The following is a 15,963-nucleotide window of genomic DNA, read 5'->3' as shown; positions in this document are numbered from 1 at the left end:
CGCGCCATGGCGTGCAACGATGATACATAAGACGTACTTGTGTATCTCCAGCCGGAAGAGGGGCCGATGGACATCGACGAAGCACGGACCCGGTTCGCAGTCCTGCGCGGTAAGGACTCCGCCGTCTCGCCGGACGAACTCGACGCGATCTGGGCCGCGTTGCCGACCGTCCGCGTCGAGGACATCCTCGGTGAGTGGCGGGGCGACGAGTTCCGCACCGGCCATCCGCTCAACGGGAAGCTGGAGAAGGCCGGTTGGTACGGCAAGACCTTCCTGGCCGCCGACGACGCCAAGCCGCTGATCATGCGCGGGAAGGACGGCCGGCTGTACTCCGACACCGAACTCGGCAAGGGCGAGGCCAGTCTGTGGATGGTCGAGTTCCGGGGCGAGTCGACGGCCACCATGGTCTACGACGGCCAGCCGGTCTTCGACCACTTCAAGGCCGTCGACGACCGCACCCTCATGGGGATCATGAACGGCAAGGGGTTCGGCGAGGACGGCCCGTTCTTCTACTTCCTCCTCGAACGCGCGTGAGAGCGGCGGTGGTGGAGGCGGCGGGCGGCGCCTTCACCGTCCAGGACATCGACATCGCCGAACCCGCGGGCCGCGAGGTGCTGGTGGAGGTGCGGGCGTCGGGTCTGTGCCACACCGACCTGACCCTCGCCGCGCACCCCTCCGCGCGGTTTCCCCCGCCGGTGGTACTGGGGCACGAGATCGCCGGAGTCGTCGCCGCCCTCGGCCCGCAGGCCACCGGTTTCACCGTCGGGGACCACGTCGTCGGCTGCCTCGTGCAGTGGTGCGGCACCTGCCCGGCGTGCCTGGACGGCCGGCCGTACCAGTGCGGCCGGCCCGGGTCCACGCTGCGCGACCCGCGGGACGGGCCGCGGCTCAGCCGCTCCGGGCAGCCCGTCGCCCAGGGCATGGGCCTGGGCGGCTTCGCCGAACGGGCACTCGTCCACGAGAACCAACTGACGGCCGTCCCGCGCGAGTTGCCGTTCGACGCGGCCGCGCTGCTGGGGTGCGGGGTGCTGACCGGCGTGGGGTCCGTCCTCAACGGCGCCCGCGTCGGGGCCGGGGAGAGCGTGGCCGTGATCGGCGCCGGGGGCGTGGGGCTGAACGTGATCAGCGGGGCCAGGCTCGCCGGGGCGGCACGGATCGTGGCGGTCGACGTGCGGGAGGGCGGGCTGCGGCGGGCGCTCGCCTTCGGCGCCACGGACGTCGTCGACTGCTCGGCCGCCGACGCCGTCACGGCCGTGCGCGAGCTGACCGGCGGCGGAGTGCGGCACGCCTTCGACGTGGTGGGCGTGGCCGAGACGGCGCGGCAGGCACTGGACATGACCGCCCTCGGGGGCTCCGTGCACCTGGTGGGCCTGGCGGCGGGCGCGGCGGAGCTGACGCTCTCCCTGCCCAGGCTGCTGCTGCAGCAGAAGCGGATCCAGGGCCTGATCATGGGCTCCGGCAACCCCCGGCATGACATCCCCCGCTACGCCGGCCTGGCTCTGCAGGGGCGGTTGGACCTCGACGGCCTCGTCTCCCACCGCATCGGGCTCGACGAGATCGACGCCGGTTACGCCGCCCTGCGGGATCCGGGGACGGCGCGCGTCGTCGTCACGTCCTTCTGAGGATCGCCGCCGCGGCGCCCGACGGCGTCCCGGGCTCACACCGGCGAGCCGGCCGGGGCGGGTTCACACCAGCGAGCTCGCCAGGGTCCGCTCGGACAGGCCGAGCCACCAGGCGGCCGCCTCGCGCGCGGTGAGGGGGTGATCGGGCCGGTCGCGCACGTCCCTGATCAGGTCGGTGCGCCCCGCCCGGCCCATCACGTAGACCAGGCCGCTCAGCGTGGCGGCCGCGGCGGGGTCCCTGCGCTGCGTCCACTCCCGGCTGTACTGGGCGAGGGCGCGGGTGAAGAACGCGTCGTCGTCCTGGTCGCGGTCGATCTGGCCGAGGCTGTGCACCGCCGCGGAGACCGTGGCGCGCGGCAGCCCGGGCGACAGCGCGAGGCGTTCCACGGTGCCGCGGTGACCGGCGTCGCCCAGGACGCGCAGGGCGCCGAGCAGGGGCAGGGCGCAGGACGGCGCCGCGGCGACGTGCGGGCGGTCGAGCTCGGCCACGACCGCGTCGGCCAGCCCGGCACGGTACGGGGTGGCCGCGAGCAGAACCGCCGTGTACAGCCGTACGTCGAAGAGGGGGTGGCAGAGCATCTCGGTGACGAGGGCGGACAGGACCGCGTCGGCTCCGTCGGACGGCGTGGCACGCCGCGCCTGCCGCAGCACCCGCCGTGCCACCGCCGCGAGTTCGGCGGGAGCCTGGCCCGCATCGGGTGCGCCCAGCCGGGTCCGCTGCGCCGGGACGGGGCCGGGCGACTCCCGTAACGCCCCGGACAACGCCCGTACCTGGCCGAAGAGATCCCATTCGGGGCCGATGTCATGGGCGGCCCGGCCGAGGCGGAGCAGCTGCGAGGCCGTGAAGTGCCGGTAGTGGATCTTGCGGATGCAGGCCATGACGGCTCCCTGTAACGCCCGCTGGCTGGTGGGCCGTTGCAGCTCGGCCAGGACGCGGGCGGCGGCGTCGGCGTGCGCGGTGTTGTCGAGGGCGCAGATCACCTCGGTCGCCGCGTAGTTGGAGCCGTCACGTGCCATGGAGGCGCAGACGGCGATCGCGTGCTGAGCCGCCCTGGGATGGTTCAGCAGCCGGTTCAGGGCCTCGAACCGCAGCATCCACGGGGCGCCGTTGGCGATGACCATCTCTTCGACGAGCCGCTCGGTGATCCGGTACCAGGTGTCGGTGGGCACCAGCACGAACCGGTCGATCTCACACAGTGCCTCGGTGAGCCGGGCCCAGTCCTCGCCCCGCATCAGATCGCTGGACAGCGCGCGGTCCAGCAGCACCTGCGCCCGGTCGGAGGCGGCGTCGAGCCCGTGACCGGCCCCGGCCAGCGGCGGTCGCGACAGCGCCGAGGGGGCCAGGTAGCGCAGCGTGGTCTGCGCCGTGGCGAGCAGCAGACCGCGCGGAACCCCCAGCAGTTCCTCGTAGCGGCTCACCGCGGCGGACCCCACCGCCACCTGCCCGGTCTCCCATCGCGACAGCGCGCTCGCGCTGACCGTATGGCCGAAGCAGCCGCCGGGGAACGCACGCGCGAACGCGGGCAGCGAGACGTGGCCGTCGTGCGCCCCGAGCAGGCGGTTGACCCGCAGCAGCCATGCCACGCGCCGACGGGCGTCGACGGCCACCGTGGCGGGGAACGGAACCCGGGCGGAGCGCTGTGGTGCCGTGTGCGACATACGACCCAGAGTGGCACCCGGCGGCGGCGGACGGGCGGGTTTGGGCATCCGTAAGCAATCCGTCAAATACCGTACGCCTTCGCTCACATGCGGTGGCGTCCCCGTTCTCCCGAGACGGAACAGCTAGCCCAGAGGCGGCGCGGGAGCAAGTGCCGTTGCACGGCCCGATCCGCCGTGCAACGCGCGCCCGCGGCGACCGGCGCCTGCCTTATCAATGAACCAGGGCCCTGGCCGGATGTGCGCACGGGGGCGGCATTCGGCCGGGTACCGCCCGGCCCGGCTCCCGGACCGCGCGGTCACAGCCGGGCCGGCGCACCGTCTCATCGTCAACGGCAGGGGGAAGCAATGCTGTTCAAGCCCGCGGGCCAGCAGGAGCTGGAGGAGCTCATCGACGGATTCGCTCGTTCCTACCTGCGCGGTCACGCCCGCAACTCGCCCGAGGGGAGGGCGCAGATCTGCCGGGAGATCTCCGAACTCGCCGGCCGGCTGCGCGCGAACGGCAGGGAGCGCGCCGTGAAGGGTGCCCGGAGGTACAGGTCCGTCCTGCACGCCGCGCTGCCCCAGCACGCCCGCCTGGAGATGGACCGGATGGTCGCCGAGGCGCTGTCGTGACGGCGTCGCCGCCCGAGGAGGGCGAGGTCCGCTTCACCGGCCCCGCTCCCGAGGTGTATCTGAACGGCCGGTGGCAGGTGATGGGCGACGAGGCCGTCACCGGCCCGCTCGACGACGCGCCCGGCTTCTTCTTCAAGGGCGACGGTGACGGGCCCGACGACTGAGGCGGCTCCGGGACGTGCGGACCAGGGCACGCACTCCCCGCTCGACGCGGTACCGGACATGCGGGCCACCGCGAAATGGATCCTCGCGGCCCTGGCGGCCGTGGGCGCCGTCCTCCTCGCCGGTGTGCCCCTCACCGCCATGCGGTCGGCGGCCTCGACGGGACGGCTTCTCGCCGCGCTCGGCGGGCTGCTGATCGCGCTGGCCGGGATCGGCTGGGCGCTGTGGTTCACCAGCGAGGCGCTGATGCCGCGTCTGCTGTCCTACCGGGACCTCGCCACCCCGCGGTTCGCGGAGATCGCCGCGCTGATCGATGCGGAGCCGGAGCTGTTCCTCGGACCGTCCGCGAGACGGGGCGCCACGACGCTGGTGGACTTCGACGCCTCGCGCGCCACGCACCGGCGTGCGCTCGCCGAGGTCACGCGGCTGCTCGCGGCGGAGACCGACCCGACGCGACGGCAGACCCTGGCCGCGGCCTGCCGGCAGGCCGCCGCGTGGGTGGCCGACGACTACGCCCGCCTCAGCCGCATCTCGGCCCTCATGTACGCCTGGGACGTCCGCTCGAGCGTGCGCAGGGCCCGCTTCCATACGTTCGTCGGCTGCGGGATCACCCTGGTCGGCGCCCTCTGCCTGGTGCTGTCGACCTCCGGGGCGAGCGCCGGACGAGCCGCACCGCCCGCCCCGCCGGCCGCCTCGCACTCCGCGACCTCCGCGACCTCCCCGCCGGCCGCCTCGCACTGCACAGCCTCCCCGCCGGGCGTCCGGACGGGCACCGTCACCTCCTCCGCCCGGGCCCACTGACCCGGAAACCTCCTCCGCCCGGGCCCACTGACCCGGAAACCTCCTCCGCCCGGGCCCGCTGACCCGGAAGCCACGCACCGACCCACGGAGCAGTTCCCATGCCGTCTCCCTCCCCTCGCACGCCCGCCGCGCCGGGCGCGGTCCTGCACCTGGGCAGCGAGCAGGTGGCCCTGCGCCTGCCCGGCCGCGCAGGCGTCGTACGACAGCGGCCCCGCGCTCTGGATCACGCCGCCGACCAGGCCCTGTGGGTGCTGCGCGCCTGGCGCACCCGGTACGGCACCGGGGCCGTCGAGACCGCCGCGCCACTGCGTCCGCCGCACGGCACGGACCCCGCGGACCCCTCGCACGCCGACCTCGTCGCGGCGGGCGCGGCGCTCACCCGCACGTACCTGGACGGTCCCGTCGGCGCCGCGCTCGCCGCCGCGCTGGAGAAGCCGCCCGGCCGGGACGCCGTGTTCAGCCTCGGTCTGCACGTGGTGGAGCCGCCGCTCAAGGACCTGCCCTGGGAGGCGCTGTGCCACCCGGGCACCGGCTCGCCCCTGGCGCTGGACCCGCGGGTGGCGCTGTACCGCTCGGCATCGCTGGGCGACGGGTACGGCCACGAGAGCGCCCGGCGGGAGGAGCCGGGCGGGCCGCTGCGGATGCTGGCGTTGATCGCCGCACCCGAGGAGCGCGGTTACGCCCGCCTCGACATCGAGACGGAGGAACACCGGCTGGCCGAGGCCGGCGAGGCCGCGGGCCGCGGCGGGCGGCTGGTGCTGGAACTGCTGGAGGAGGGCACCTGGCAGGCCCTGCGCGACGCGCTGCACGGCGGTCCCTTCGACATCGTGCACCTGTCGTGCCACGGGTTCGAGAACGGCCTGTGTCTGGAGCGGGCCGACGGCGGGGCCGACCGCGTCCCCTTCGACCGGCTCCTCGCCGCCTTCCCCGACGACGTCCCGCGTCCCGCCCTGCTGGTGCTGTCCGCCTGCGCCTCGGCACGCGGTGAGCCGACGGCCCCCTTCACCCCCCGCACCGACCTGTCCGCGCCCCGCCCGGCCCCGGACGCCCGCCAACTGCCCGGCCTCGCCGAGAACTTCGCGTCGGCCGGCTTCCCGGCCGTGCTGGCCATGACGGCCGAGGTCACCGACTCCTACGCCACCGACTTCTGCGCCCGGCTCTACCGGTGTCTCGCCGAGGACGTCACGGCCCCGACGGCGCAGGTGATCGCGCGGGTCCGGCGGGAGCTGGAGGACGCGCGCCGGCCGCCGACCGGCGTCACCGCGGCCCCGGCGGGGCAGCCCGCGCGCCGGGTCGCGGCGGCGGAGTGGGCGACGCCGGCCCTGTACGCCCCGGGGCGTCCCGGCGGCTTGCGCACGGCACCGGCGCAGGCCGGCCCGGCGCGGGACCGCTCCGGATCCGGTGGCCGGGCCCCGAGCGTCCCGGCCGGCTCCCTGGTCCGGGTCGGACGCCGACGGGAGCTGCAGTGGCTGGCCGGCAGGCTGTGGCAGGCCGGCGAACCGGTCCAGGTGACGGGTCTCGGCGGAACGGGGAAGACGGCGCTGGTCGAGGAGTTCCTGACGCGCCGGGGTGTGCCGCCGGACCGGGTGGCGCGCCTGGACGACGGCACCGGCGCGGCCGAGGCCCTGGCGCGGTTGACGCGGGCCCTGGGCGGGCGGGCCGGCTCCCCGGCGGCCCGGCGCCTGTGCGAGCCCGGCGTTCCGTGGGACGAGCGGGTCCGGCGTGCCCGGACGTGGTTCGACACCCATGAGGCGAGCGCGCGGGCGTCCGGCGGCCGCGTCCCGGAGACCGGGCCGGCGGTGGTCGTGGCGGACCTCGCGCCGGGCGCCGCCGGTGACGCGGAGGGCCGGAGCCCCGGCGGGGGTACGGCGGACGGGCGCCGGTCGGACGCCGCCGACGGAGCGTGCTCCGGCGACCCCCTCGTGACCGCGTTGCTGACCGCGTGGGCCACCGGGAACGGCTCGAGGCGTCTCGTCGTGACCTCCCGCTCGCCCTGGCGCCTGCCGCCCGACGGCGGGACGCGGATGGCCGTCCTTCGGCTGGCGCCGCTCGGACGGGCCGAGGCCGGCCGGCTGGCGCGGCGCCTGTCCGGACTGCGCGTCCTGCGCGCCCGGGACCTGGACCGGCTGATCGACGGTCTCGGCGGCCACCCCCGAGCCCTCGTCTTCGCGTCCTGCCTGGTGCGAGCGGTCCCCGAGCAGGCCGTCCCGGACGCCTGGCCGCGTCTGCTGGACGTGCTGCGCGCCCGCGGAGTGGACGGCCCCGAAGACCACGTACGGTCCGTGGCGGGCAGGGGGCTCGGCGCGGTCCTCCAGGAGGCAGCGCGGGCCGCGGCGGAGGACACGGGCCTGCCGTCGCTGTGGGCGTCGCTGCGGCCCGACGCCCGCGGTTGCCTGGTGACCGCCTCGGTCTTCCGCACGCCGGTGCCCGCCCGTGCGGTGCTGCCGGGCGGCACCTCGGCGTCGGCGCTCGCCGCGCTGACCGTACGCGCCCGGCCCGCCCCGGCCGGGGCCGACGGGCATCAGGTGCTCGACGACCTCCTGTCGGCCGGGCTGCTGTCTCCCGCGTTCCGTCCGGGCGCGGAGCCGCTGTTCTCCGTCCCCCGGTGGATCGCCACGTATCTCACACAACTGGCTCCGCAGGTGTGCCGGTCGGCGCACCAGGACGCGGCGGCCCACTGGTCCGCCGGGCTGGGCGAGGACGGTCTGGAGACGCCCGCCGACGTGTCGGCCGCCGTCGAGGCCAGGTACCACTACGGGCAGGCGGGCAGTGTGGAGGGGCTCCTCGCCATGACGGGACTGCTGTGGCGCCGCTACTTCGTCGAGGGCAGGTTCGACAGGGTCCGGGCGCTGTCGCGGGAGGCCCTCGCGGTCGTCCCGCCGGAGTCCCTGCTCGCCGCCGACGCCCACGAGGGGATCGGCGACTGCGACCGGGAGACCGGCCGGCCCGCCGCCGCCCTGCCGGCGTACGAACGCGCCCTGCTCATCCGGCGCCGGGAGGGGGACGAGGCGGGAGTCGTGCAGAGCCTGCACCGGCTCGGCGCCGCGGAGACGGACCTGTCCCGGTACGAGGCCGCCGACGCCCACCTGCGCCAGGCGCTGGCCCTCAACGAACGGCTGGGCGACCAGGAGGAGACGCACCGCCTGCACCACTCCCTCACCATCCTCGCCAGAAGGCGCGGCGACGCGGCCGCCCCGCCGCCCCCGCGGCAGACCGGCGACGGGCCCGACGAGGGCGCGAACCGCCGGTCCCGGGCGGCGCGGCTGACCGAGCGGGGGCAGCGGGCCATCGACGAGGGCCGGTACGCGGACGCGTTGCGGTGCTTCGAGGAGGCGCTGAGCTGCGACCGGGAGGAACCCGCGGACCGGCACGGCATCGCCGGGACCATGCTGCTGATCGCCGACGTCCACCTGCGTCTGGAACAGCCGGACGACCTCAAGGCCCACGCGCGCGAGGCGCTGCTGCTCAACGAGAGGATCGGTGACGCCGACGGGATCCTGCGCGCGTACACCTATCTCGCGTACGCCGCCGTCATGCAGGGCGACCTGGACGCGGCCCGCGAGCTGGCCGAGCACCATCTCACGCTCGCGGAACGCGGCGGCGGCGCGGAGGACCGCGAGCTGGGACTGAACCTGGTCGCCACCGTCGCCCGGCACGCGGGCGATCTGGCCACGGCCCGCAAGCGGTGGGGCGAATGCCTCGACAGTGCGCGGCGGCGGGGTGCGAAGGACACCGAGGGCCGCTACCTCCACCAGCTGGGTGTGGTCGCGTGCGCGGACGGCGATCTCGAGCTCTCCCGCGACCTCCTCGGACGGGCTGCCGGGATCCTGAGCGACGCCGGCGCCGACGCGGGTGTCGCGGAGAGTCTGGGGGCGCTGGCCCGCGTCCTGCTCACCCTCGCCGAGCGGACGGGCCGCCCGGAGCTGTGGAACGACGCCCTGCGGGCGCTCGCCCAGGCCACCCTGCGCCTGAGGCAGGCCGCCGTACAGAACGCTCAGCTCGCCAGGAACCGGAGCGTCTACCGGGACCTGGTGCGCCGGCTCGGCCGGGGAACCGTGGCGGACCGGCTCGGCACGCTCCTGCCCGCGCCGGACGCGCACGCCGTACTGGCGCTGCTCCAGGAGGAATAGGGCCTGCCCGGGCCCGAGGCCGCGGCGGCAGGGACACGCGGCAAGGACACGACCGAACAGGAGACACACATGGCTCTGGGCACCGAGCAGCAGCGTCAGCTGATCCGCTTCCTCGCCGAGGTCGCCGAGGCGCGCTACCCGGGATCGGTGAAGTCCGCGAACGGGCTGCCGGTCGACGACAACGAGTTCTCCCTGGCCCACGGCGGCGGGCTGGGGCTGGTGTGGGCCGATCCGGCCCGGGAGGAGGAGCCGTGGTTCCTGCGGTTCACCGCGGGCGTCGCCACGGCGATCCCGGCCGGCCGGCACACGGACGTGCTGCACTGGGTCAACGCCCGCAATCTCGCGCTGAACACGGGCGCCTATCTGTGCCTGGTCCACCGGGAGACCGGCGAGGTGTCCGTCATCTTCAGCAGCAACCAGCTCGGCACGCTCTTCGCTCTCGGCAACGCCCCGGCCCGCGACTGGTTCGTCGCGCATCTGATCACCATCGCGGAGGTCTCCGGCCCCGACGGTCACGAGTGCACCGCGCAGTTCGGCGGGCGTTTCTTCCAGCCGGCCGAGCACGGGCTGCTGCTGGCGCTCAGCCTGGCCCACTGAGGCCGTGCGGTGCGCCCGGGCGGCGGAAGGGCCTTCGCGGGGAGCCGTACGGGGTGCGGCGGTCCGGTCCCCGGCCCGTCGCGGGGACGGCGCCGACGCGGGCCCCCGCGAGCGAGGATGTCGGGCCCGCTGGTGTCCGCGGGCCTGCTGCTCGTGGCCGCGGTCCCGGGACTCCCCCGCGCCGACGGCGCCCCCGCCTCGGCCGACGTCTGCCCGGCGTACGCCTACGGCCGGAAGTGACCGCGCCGTCGCCCTTCACCCGGCCGGAGCGGCGGTCACCGCCCGCTTCGGGCCGGTGCGCGGGGCGTCGGGCGGGGCTGGCATGGTGACTGCATGCGTCTTTACGAGGAGCGTCTCGGCGTGCCGGGAACGTGGTTCTGGGTCGCCGCCCTGCCGGGTGTGATGACCTTCGCCGTCCTGCTGTTCGCCGGACCCGCGATCGCCGTCGGCGCAATGGTGACGGTGACCGCGCTGGCCGGCTGGGGGCTGCACGCCTATGGCGGCGTCGGCATCGTGGTGACGGGCAGTCATCTCCGGGCGGGTGCGATGCGGTTCCCGCTCGCCTCCCTCGGCGCGGCGGAGATGCTGGACGAGGAGGAGGCGTTCCTCTGGCGCACCCGCCGGGCCGACGTGCGGGCGCTGATGCTGCTGCGCAGCTACGTCCCGACGGCGCTGCGCATCGAGATCGACGACCCGGACTGCCCGGCCCCCTACCTGTACCTCTCCACCCGACGGCCGGCCACCCTGCTGGCGGTACTGGCCTTCGCCCGCGCCTGACAGGCGCGTCGCGGTCACATCAGGCGGCCCGCCGGGTGGCCGCCCGGATCGTCGGCGAGCATGATCGTGGCCCTGACCCGCTTGCCCACCGGCTCACGGCGGACCTCGAAGCTGCGGCACACCGCCATGACGATCTCCAGCCCGTGCTTCCCGACCCGGGCCGGGTCGGCGGCCTGGGGCACCGGGAGGGTCGGGTCGCCGTCCCACAGGCTGATCTCCACGGCTCCGTCGCCGACCTCCAGGTCGAGCAGGCACGGGCCGGGCGCGTACTTGTAGGCGTTGGTCACCAGCTCGCTGACCACCAGTTCCACCGTGCCCATGGCGCGGTCCGACACCGGGATCCCGTGCACGGACTGCACCTCGGCCATGAAGCGGCGCGCGGCCCGGCGGGCCTCGGCGATCGGCTCTCCGGCGCCGAGGGCCACGGCCGCGGACACGGGACGGCTGACCAGCGGCTGATCCTCGTCTTCGTGCACCACTGGCCCACACCGCCACCCTCGTCCTGAGCAACACGGCTAACGGCACTCGGATACCCCCGAATCGCGGCCGTACGCAACCTCAACACCAGCGTCGTTGAACCCGGTCGGCCTCCGGCTCGTGCAAGAGGGAGGACCGGGGGCCGCGGGGCGACAGGTTCGCCGCATCCGCCCTCCCTTCTCCACGATCCGCACGGCATCGGCATCGCGGACGCGGACGGGACGCGCCTCCGGGGCGGCCGCGCGGGAGGCGTCCGACCCATGACGCCGACATCGGTAAGACAGTTGGCTGAAAATCGACCTACCCGATAAGGTTTCAGCTCATGCGACACGCATCAAGCCGTTCGAAGAATGCCCGAAAGCGCCAACTGCCGCCCGTTTGAGATCGACCGACGTCAACTCGGCGCAACTACCACACCGCACCGGGGTCCTGACTTTTTTCCCGACGAAGTGTCGATCTCCGAACAATGAGCCGCTCTGCCGGGACCGACCGCCGGAAGCGATGACTAGCATGAGCGGCGTGCTTGATCTGGAAGATGGTCATCCGTCCTCCGGCCTGTCGGCGATGTTTCAGTCGTCCACGTACTCCTGCTCTCACGGACCGAGGGACCGCGGAATGTCAGTGCCTGCTCAACCCCACCAGCGCCGATCTGCGCAGGGGCGTTCCATCCCGGCCACCTTCGCCACGGCCCTGATCGCGCCCGCCGCGGGCGCCGGAGCGGTGATCGCCGCCGCCCCGGACAGCGCCCGCCCGTGGGTGATGGGCACGGCGGCCGTCGCCTGGTGCTGCATCGCCGGCATCGCCGCGACCAGCTCCGCCCTGCTGCGCCGCGCGCGCCGCCAAGTCGCCGCGCGGGGCGGCGAACTGGAGATGACCAAGAACAACTGGACCCAGCAGGCGGTGGAGACCGCCCAGCTGGTCAACGTCACGTTGCCGACCATCGCGCGGCAGCTCAAGAGCGGCGTGGGCGCCGACGAGGCGCTGGCCCGTGCGGCCACCCCCACCGACCCCTATCTGCGGCAGATCCTGCACGTCTTCGCCACCGAGATCGCCGAGGCGATCCGCCGGTCCGCCGAGGCGCACACGGAACTCGGCTTCATGCAGCGCGAACTGTCCCAGGGCACCGCGGAACTCGAGCGCCTGACGCACGAGACGCTGCCCGCCGCGGTCGCCCTGCTGCGGGACGGAAGCTCCGCCGACACCGTTCTGGCCAAGCTCGACTGGCCGCAGAACCCGCTGCTGCGCACCCCGGCCGAATCGTTCGTCAGGGAACTCGCCTACAGCGAGCGCCGGTCCGCCGCCGCGCAGGCCGCCTCCGCGAAGGCGCTCAGCCGGGTCCAGGCCAAGACCGTCAGCATGCTCGCCGACCTGCGCGACATGCAGGACCGGCACGGCGGAGAGGTCTTCGGCGACCTGCTGCGCCTGGACCACAGCACTTCCCAGCTGGGTCTGATGACCGACCGGCTGGCCCTTCTCATGGGAGGCCGTCCCAGCCGCGTGTGGAACAAGCCGATCGTCATGGAGAGCATCCTGCGGGGCGCCGTCGGCCGGATCGCCGCCTATCGGCGGGTGCGCCTGCACAACTCCAGCAAGGCCGCCATCGCGGGCTTCGCGGCCGAGGGCGTGATGCACCTGCTGGCCGAACTCATGGACAACGCCGCCAACTTCTCCCCGCCGATCGACGAGGTCCACGTGTACGTGGAGGAGCGCAGCGCCGGCATCGTCGTGACCATCGAGGACAGCGGTCTGAAGATGTCCGACGCCGCCATGCGCCGGGCCGAGGAGGCGGTCTCGGGCAACGTCACCGACCTCGCCTCGCTGCAGGGCACCCGGCTCGGCCTGGGCGTGGTGGGCCGTCTCGCGCTCAAGTACGGCATCAGCGTCAACTACCGGCCCTCCTCGCGCGGCGGTACCGGCGTCGTCGTCCTCCTGCCGCCGGAGCTCGTGGCCCAGCAGCGTGAGCCGGTCACCGCCGAGCGCCGCACGGCCGGCGCCGAGACCCCGGCCGTACCCGCGCCGGCCCCCGCCCCCGCGGCCGAGGCGCCCCTCCCTCCGCGGTCCCCGTCGGTGGCGCGGGCGGACGTGACGCCCCGCGCCGAGACGCCCCGCAGGGGGACGTCGGCCACCCCCAACGGGCTGCCCGTGCGGGCCCCCGGACGCACCATGGCCGAGGCGGAGCGGGGCCGGCCGAAACCGGACCGGTCGCGGTCTTCGGCGAACGAGACGGGTCCGGCACGCAACGCCGGAAGCCAGTTCGCCGCCTTCCACCGCAGCCGGCAGGCCGGCGGCTCCCCCGCCGAGCCCGGCACCCGCACCGGAGACGAGACCGAGTCCGAGGACTAGGTCCGGCCTTCCGCACAGCTCAGGGCCGCACAGCCCACACCACCCCCTGCACCGATTCGCTGCACCTCGTTGGATTGGAGGAACGGGCCGGGTGACCCTCCGCCGGTCATGACCCGTCCCAGCCACCATGGAGACCACTGACAACAGCCTGACCTGGCTCTTGACGAACCTCTTGGAGCGCACTCCGGGAACGCGTCATGCCCTCGTGCTGTCCCGGGACGGCCTGAAACTGTGCTGGACCGACCACATGACCCTCGACCAGGCCGACCAGCTGGCGGCCATCTGCTCGGGCATCCAGGCGCTCGCGCAGGGCGCGTCCGTGGAGTTCGGCGACGGGTCGGGCGGCGTCCGGCACTCCATGACCGAATTCCACGGGGGCCTGCTGTTCGTCGTGGGGGCCGGCCAGGGCGCGCACCTCGCGGTCGTCGCCGACGAGAACGCCGACCCGGGCGTCGTCGGTCACCAGATGACCGAGATGGTGGACCAGATCGGCGAGCACCTGCGCGCCGAGCCGCGCACGCCCGTCAGCAGGGGTGCCACAGCGTGAGCCACAAACCCGTGGACATCGGCGATCCCGACCGGCTCTACACGGTCACGGGCGGCCGCAGCGAGGCCGACGACTCGTTCGACCTGGTGACACTGATCGTCAGCGAGTGCGAGCCCACGGCCGGCATGCAGTCGGAACACGTCCGCATCCTCGAGTTGTGCCAGCACCCGACCGCGCTGGTCGAGGTCTCGGCCGAGCTGAAGCTGCCCATCACCGTGGTCAGGATCCTCCTCGGCGACCTCCATGCCATGGGCAAGGTGAGCGCCCGTCACCCCCGCGCGGCCCGGTCTGTCGCGGACCTCCCCGAAACCGCCCTGCTCCAGGAGGTGCTCCATGGGCTCCGCAACCTCTGAGCTGCCCTCCCAGCGCACGCCGCTGGCCGACGCCGCCGAGACCGGCCTGAAGATCGTCGTCGTGGGCGGCTTCGGCGTCGGCAAGACCACCCTGGTCCGCTCGGTCAGCGAGATCCGGCCGCTGAACACCGAAGAGGTGATGACGCAGGCCGGGCAGGGCGTCGACGAGACGGCCGGCGTGGAACGCAAGACGACGACCACCGTCGCGTTCGACTTCGGCCGCATCAGCCTCAACGACCGCATGGTGCTCTACCTGTTCGGCGCGCCCGGCCAGGAGCGCTTCTGGTTCCTGTGGGACCGGCTCTTCTCCGGCACGCTGGGGGCGGTCGTCCTGGTCGACACCCGCCGCATGGAGGACTCCTGGTACGCGATCGACCGGCTCGAACACCACAAGACGCCGTTCGTGGTGGCCGTCAACCGGTTCGACGACGACGACAACCGGTTCTCGCTCGAGGAGATCCGTCAGGCGCTCGCCCTGGGCGCACACGTGCCCATGATCGACTGCGATGCGCGGCTCAGGTCGTCGGGCAAGGAGGTCCTCATCGCTCTCGTGGACCACCTCTACGCAATGGCCCTGTCCCAGGAGAGAACACAGTGAGCGACACCACCGGCTCCCCTTCCGCGAGCACGCCCCCGCCCGGCTGCCCCGCGCACGCCGACGCCGTACAGCTGGGCGGCCTGGAGTACCAGCAGACGCCGTCGCAGCTGTACCGCACCATGCGCCGGGAGCACGGAGCGGTCGCGCCCGTGCTCCTCGACGGCGGCATACCGGCCTGGCTCGTCCTCGGCTATCCCGAGGTCTGCTACGTCACCAGCCATGACGAGCTGTTCGCGCGGGACTCCCGGCGCTGGAACCAGTGGCCGAACATCCCGCCGGACTGGCCGCTGCTGCCGTTCGTCGGCTACCAGCCGTCCGTGCTGTTCACCGAGGGACCCGAGCACCAGCGGCGGGCCGGCGTGATCACGCAGGCGCTGGAGGGCGTGGACCAGTTCGAGCTGGCCCGCGAGTGCGAGCTGATCGCCGACCATCTGATCAGCTCCTTCTCCGGCAGCGGTCAGGCCGAGCTGATGAGCATGTACGCGCACGCCCTGCCGGCCCGTGCCGTGCTGTGGATGTGCGGTGTGTACGGCGACGCCGACGTCGACCAGCTCGTCGACGACCTGCGGATCTCGCTGGACGCCGGCGAGGGCGACGACCCGGTCGCCGCGTACATGCGGGTCGGGGAGCGCATCATGCGGCTGGTGAAGGAGAAGCGGGAGCGGCCCGGTCCGGACGTCACCTCCCGCATGCTGCAGCACCCGGCCGGGCTGGCCGACGAGGAGATCGTGCAGGACCTGATCTCCGTCATCGCCGCGGCGCAGCAGCCCACCGCGAACTGGATCTGCAACACCCTGCGTCTGCTGCTGACCGACGAGCGTTTCGCCGTCAACGTCTCGGGCGGTCGGGTCAGCGTGGGGGACGCGCTCAACGAGGTGCTGTGGCTGGACACGCCGACGCAGAACTTCATCGGCCGCTGGGCCGTGCGCGACACGCAGCTCGGCGGTCGGCTCATCCGCGAGGGCGACTGCCTGGTCCTCGGTCTCGCCGCGGCCAACACCGACCCGCAGATCTGGCCCGACTCGCACGTCGGGGCGGAGAACTCCGCGCACCTGTCCTTCAGCAACGGCGAGCACCGCTGCCCGTATCCGGCCCCGCTGCTGGCGGACGTGATGGCACGCACCGCGGTGGAGACGCTGCTGGAGCGGCTGCCCGACATCGTGCTGGGCGTCGAGACGTGGGAGCTGACCTGGCGTCCGTCGATCTGGATGCGCGGACTGACGTCGATGCCGGTGCGGTTCACCCCTTCCGTGCAGTGACCGCGTCCTCCGCGGGCCGGACGGGG

16 protein-coding genes are annotated in these 15,963 nt (G+C 73.9%); 14 read left to right on the top strand and 2 right to left on the bottom strand.

Going from position 1 to position 15,963, the window contains the following annotated elements; all coding sequences use genetic code 11:
- Positions 1 to 66: 66 nt before the first annotated feature.
- Entirely contained in the window at positions 67 to 534 is a 468-nt protein-coding gene (locus tag ACH4ZX_RS27840) for a DUF4334 domain-containing protein (RefSeq protein WP_398278272.1), read from the top strand.
- A complete protein-coding gene (locus ACH4ZX_RS27835) occupies positions 531 to 1,622 on the top strand; it encodes a zinc-binding dehydrogenase (RefSeq protein ID WP_398278269.1) in 1,092 nt (363 codons plus the stop codon). The genes ACH4ZX_RS27840 and ACH4ZX_RS27835 overlap by 4 nt, the downstream gene beginning before the upstream one ends.
- A 63-nt stretch (positions 1,623 to 1,685) precedes the next feature.
- On the opposite strand, the gene ACH4ZX_RS27830 is transcribed toward ACH4ZX_RS27835, so the two are convergent.
- Positions 1,686 to 3,281, bottom strand: a complete 1,596-nt coding sequence (locus tag ACH4ZX_RS27830) for an XRE family transcriptional regulator (RefSeq protein ID WP_398278266.1) — start codon at positions 3,279 to 3,281, stop codon at positions 1,686 to 1,688.
- A gap of 345 nt (positions 3,282 to 3,626) precedes the next feature.
- Here ACH4ZX_RS27830 and ACH4ZX_RS27825 point away from each other — a divergent pair, with 345 nt between their 5' ends.
- The 7 genes from ACH4ZX_RS27825 to ACH4ZX_RS27795 all read left to right on the top strand — a co-directional run bounded on the left by ACH4ZX_RS27825 (position 3,627) and on the right by ACH4ZX_RS27795 (position 10,360).
- A complete protein-coding gene (locus ACH4ZX_RS27825) occupies positions 3,627 to 3,893 on the top strand; it encodes a hypothetical protein (protein ID WP_398278263.1) in 267 nt (88 codons plus the stop codon).
- On the top strand, positions 3,890 to 4,057 hold the full coding sequence (locus tag ACH4ZX_RS27820) for a hypothetical protein (RefSeq protein ID WP_398278260.1): 168 nt from the start codon (positions 3,890 to 3,892) through the stop codon (positions 4,055 to 4,057). The genes ACH4ZX_RS27825 and ACH4ZX_RS27820 overlap by 4 nt, the downstream gene beginning before the upstream one ends.
- Positions 4,058 to 4,115: 58 nt before the next feature.
- Complete coding sequence (locus ACH4ZX_RS27815; RefSeq protein ID WP_398278257.1) at positions 4,116 to 4,856, top strand: hypothetical protein; 741 nt, start codon at positions 4,116 to 4,118, stop codon at positions 4,854 to 4,856.
- A 98-nt stretch (positions 4,857 to 4,954) separates the two neighbouring features.
- On the top strand, positions 4,955 to 8,986 hold the full coding sequence (locus ACH4ZX_RS27810; protein WP_398278254.1) for a tetratricopeptide repeat protein: 4,032 nt from the start codon (positions 4,955 to 4,957) through the stop codon (positions 8,984 to 8,986).
- Positions 8,987 to 9,055: 69 nt separating this feature from the next.
- Positions 9,056 to 9,583 carry a hypothetical protein gene (locus tag ACH4ZX_RS27805; protein WP_398278251.1) on the top strand — a complete coding sequence of 176 codons (528 nt, stop codon included), beginning with the start codon at positions 9,056 to 9,058 and terminating at the stop codon, positions 9,581 to 9,583.
- Between the two features lie 117 nt (positions 9,584 to 9,700).
- Positions 9,701 to 9,823 carry a hypothetical protein gene (locus ACH4ZX_RS27800; protein ID WP_398278248.1) on the top strand — a complete coding sequence of 41 codons (123 nt, stop codon included), beginning with the start codon at positions 9,701 to 9,703 and terminating at the stop codon, positions 9,821 to 9,823.
- Positions 9,824 to 9,916: 93 nt separating this feature from the next.
- Positions 9,917 to 10,360, top strand: a complete 444-nt coding sequence (locus tag ACH4ZX_RS27795) for a DUF3093 domain-containing protein (RefSeq protein WP_398278245.1) — start codon at positions 9,917 to 9,919, stop codon at positions 10,358 to 10,360.
- A 14-nt stretch (positions 10,361 to 10,374) separates the two neighbouring features.
- On the opposite strand, the gene ACH4ZX_RS27790 is transcribed toward ACH4ZX_RS27795, so the two are convergent.
- Positions 10,375 to 10,836, bottom strand: coding sequence for an ATP-binding protein (locus ACH4ZX_RS27790; RefSeq protein ID WP_398278478.1), 462 nt, complete (start codon positions 10,834 to 10,836; stop codon positions 10,375 to 10,377).
- Positions 10,837 to 11,452: 616 nt separating this feature from the next.
- Between ACH4ZX_RS27790 and ACH4ZX_RS27785 the strand changes: the two genes are divergently transcribed.
- The 5 genes from ACH4ZX_RS27785 to ACH4ZX_RS27765 all read left to right on the top strand — a co-directional run bounded on the left by ACH4ZX_RS27785 (position 11,453) and on the right by ACH4ZX_RS27765 (position 15,937).
- Positions 11,453 to 13,180 (top strand): ATP-binding protein, encoded by a 1,728-nt coding sequence (locus tag ACH4ZX_RS27785; RefSeq protein ID WP_398278243.1) that lies wholly within the window; start codon positions 11,453 to 11,455, stop codon positions 13,178 to 13,180.
- A gap of 127 nt (positions 13,181 to 13,307) precedes the next feature.
- On the top strand, positions 13,308 to 13,727 hold the full coding sequence (locus ACH4ZX_RS27780) for a roadblock/LC7 domain-containing protein (protein ID WP_360751824.1): 420 nt from the start codon (positions 13,308 to 13,310) through the stop codon (positions 13,725 to 13,727).
- On the top strand, positions 13,724 to 14,080 hold the full coding sequence (locus ACH4ZX_RS27775; protein ID WP_398278240.1) for a DUF742 domain-containing protein: 357 nt from the start codon (positions 13,724 to 13,726) through the stop codon (positions 14,078 to 14,080). Before ACH4ZX_RS27780 ends, ACH4ZX_RS27775 begins: the two co-directional genes overlap by 4 nt.
- Positions 14,061 to 14,678 (top strand): GTP-binding protein, encoded by a 618-nt coding sequence (locus ACH4ZX_RS27770; protein ID WP_398278237.1) that lies wholly within the window; start codon positions 14,061 to 14,063, stop codon positions 14,676 to 14,678. Before ACH4ZX_RS27775 ends, ACH4ZX_RS27770 begins: the two co-directional genes overlap by 20 nt.
- Positions 14,675 to 15,937: a cytochrome P450 gene (locus tag ACH4ZX_RS27765; RefSeq protein WP_398278234.1), complete on the top strand. Its 1,263-nt coding sequence runs from the start codon at positions 14,675 to 14,677 to the stop codon at positions 15,935 to 15,937. The genes ACH4ZX_RS27770 and ACH4ZX_RS27765 overlap by 4 nt, the downstream gene beginning before the upstream one ends.
- Positions 15,938 to 15,963: the final 26 nt, after the last annotated feature.

This window comes from Streptomyces sp. NPDC020490 (assembly GCF_044335305.1).
GTDB lineage: Bacteria > Actinomycetota > Actinomycetes > Streptomycetales > Streptomycetaceae > Streptomyces.
This window is presented reverse-complemented; position numbering and strand designations above follow the sequence as displayed.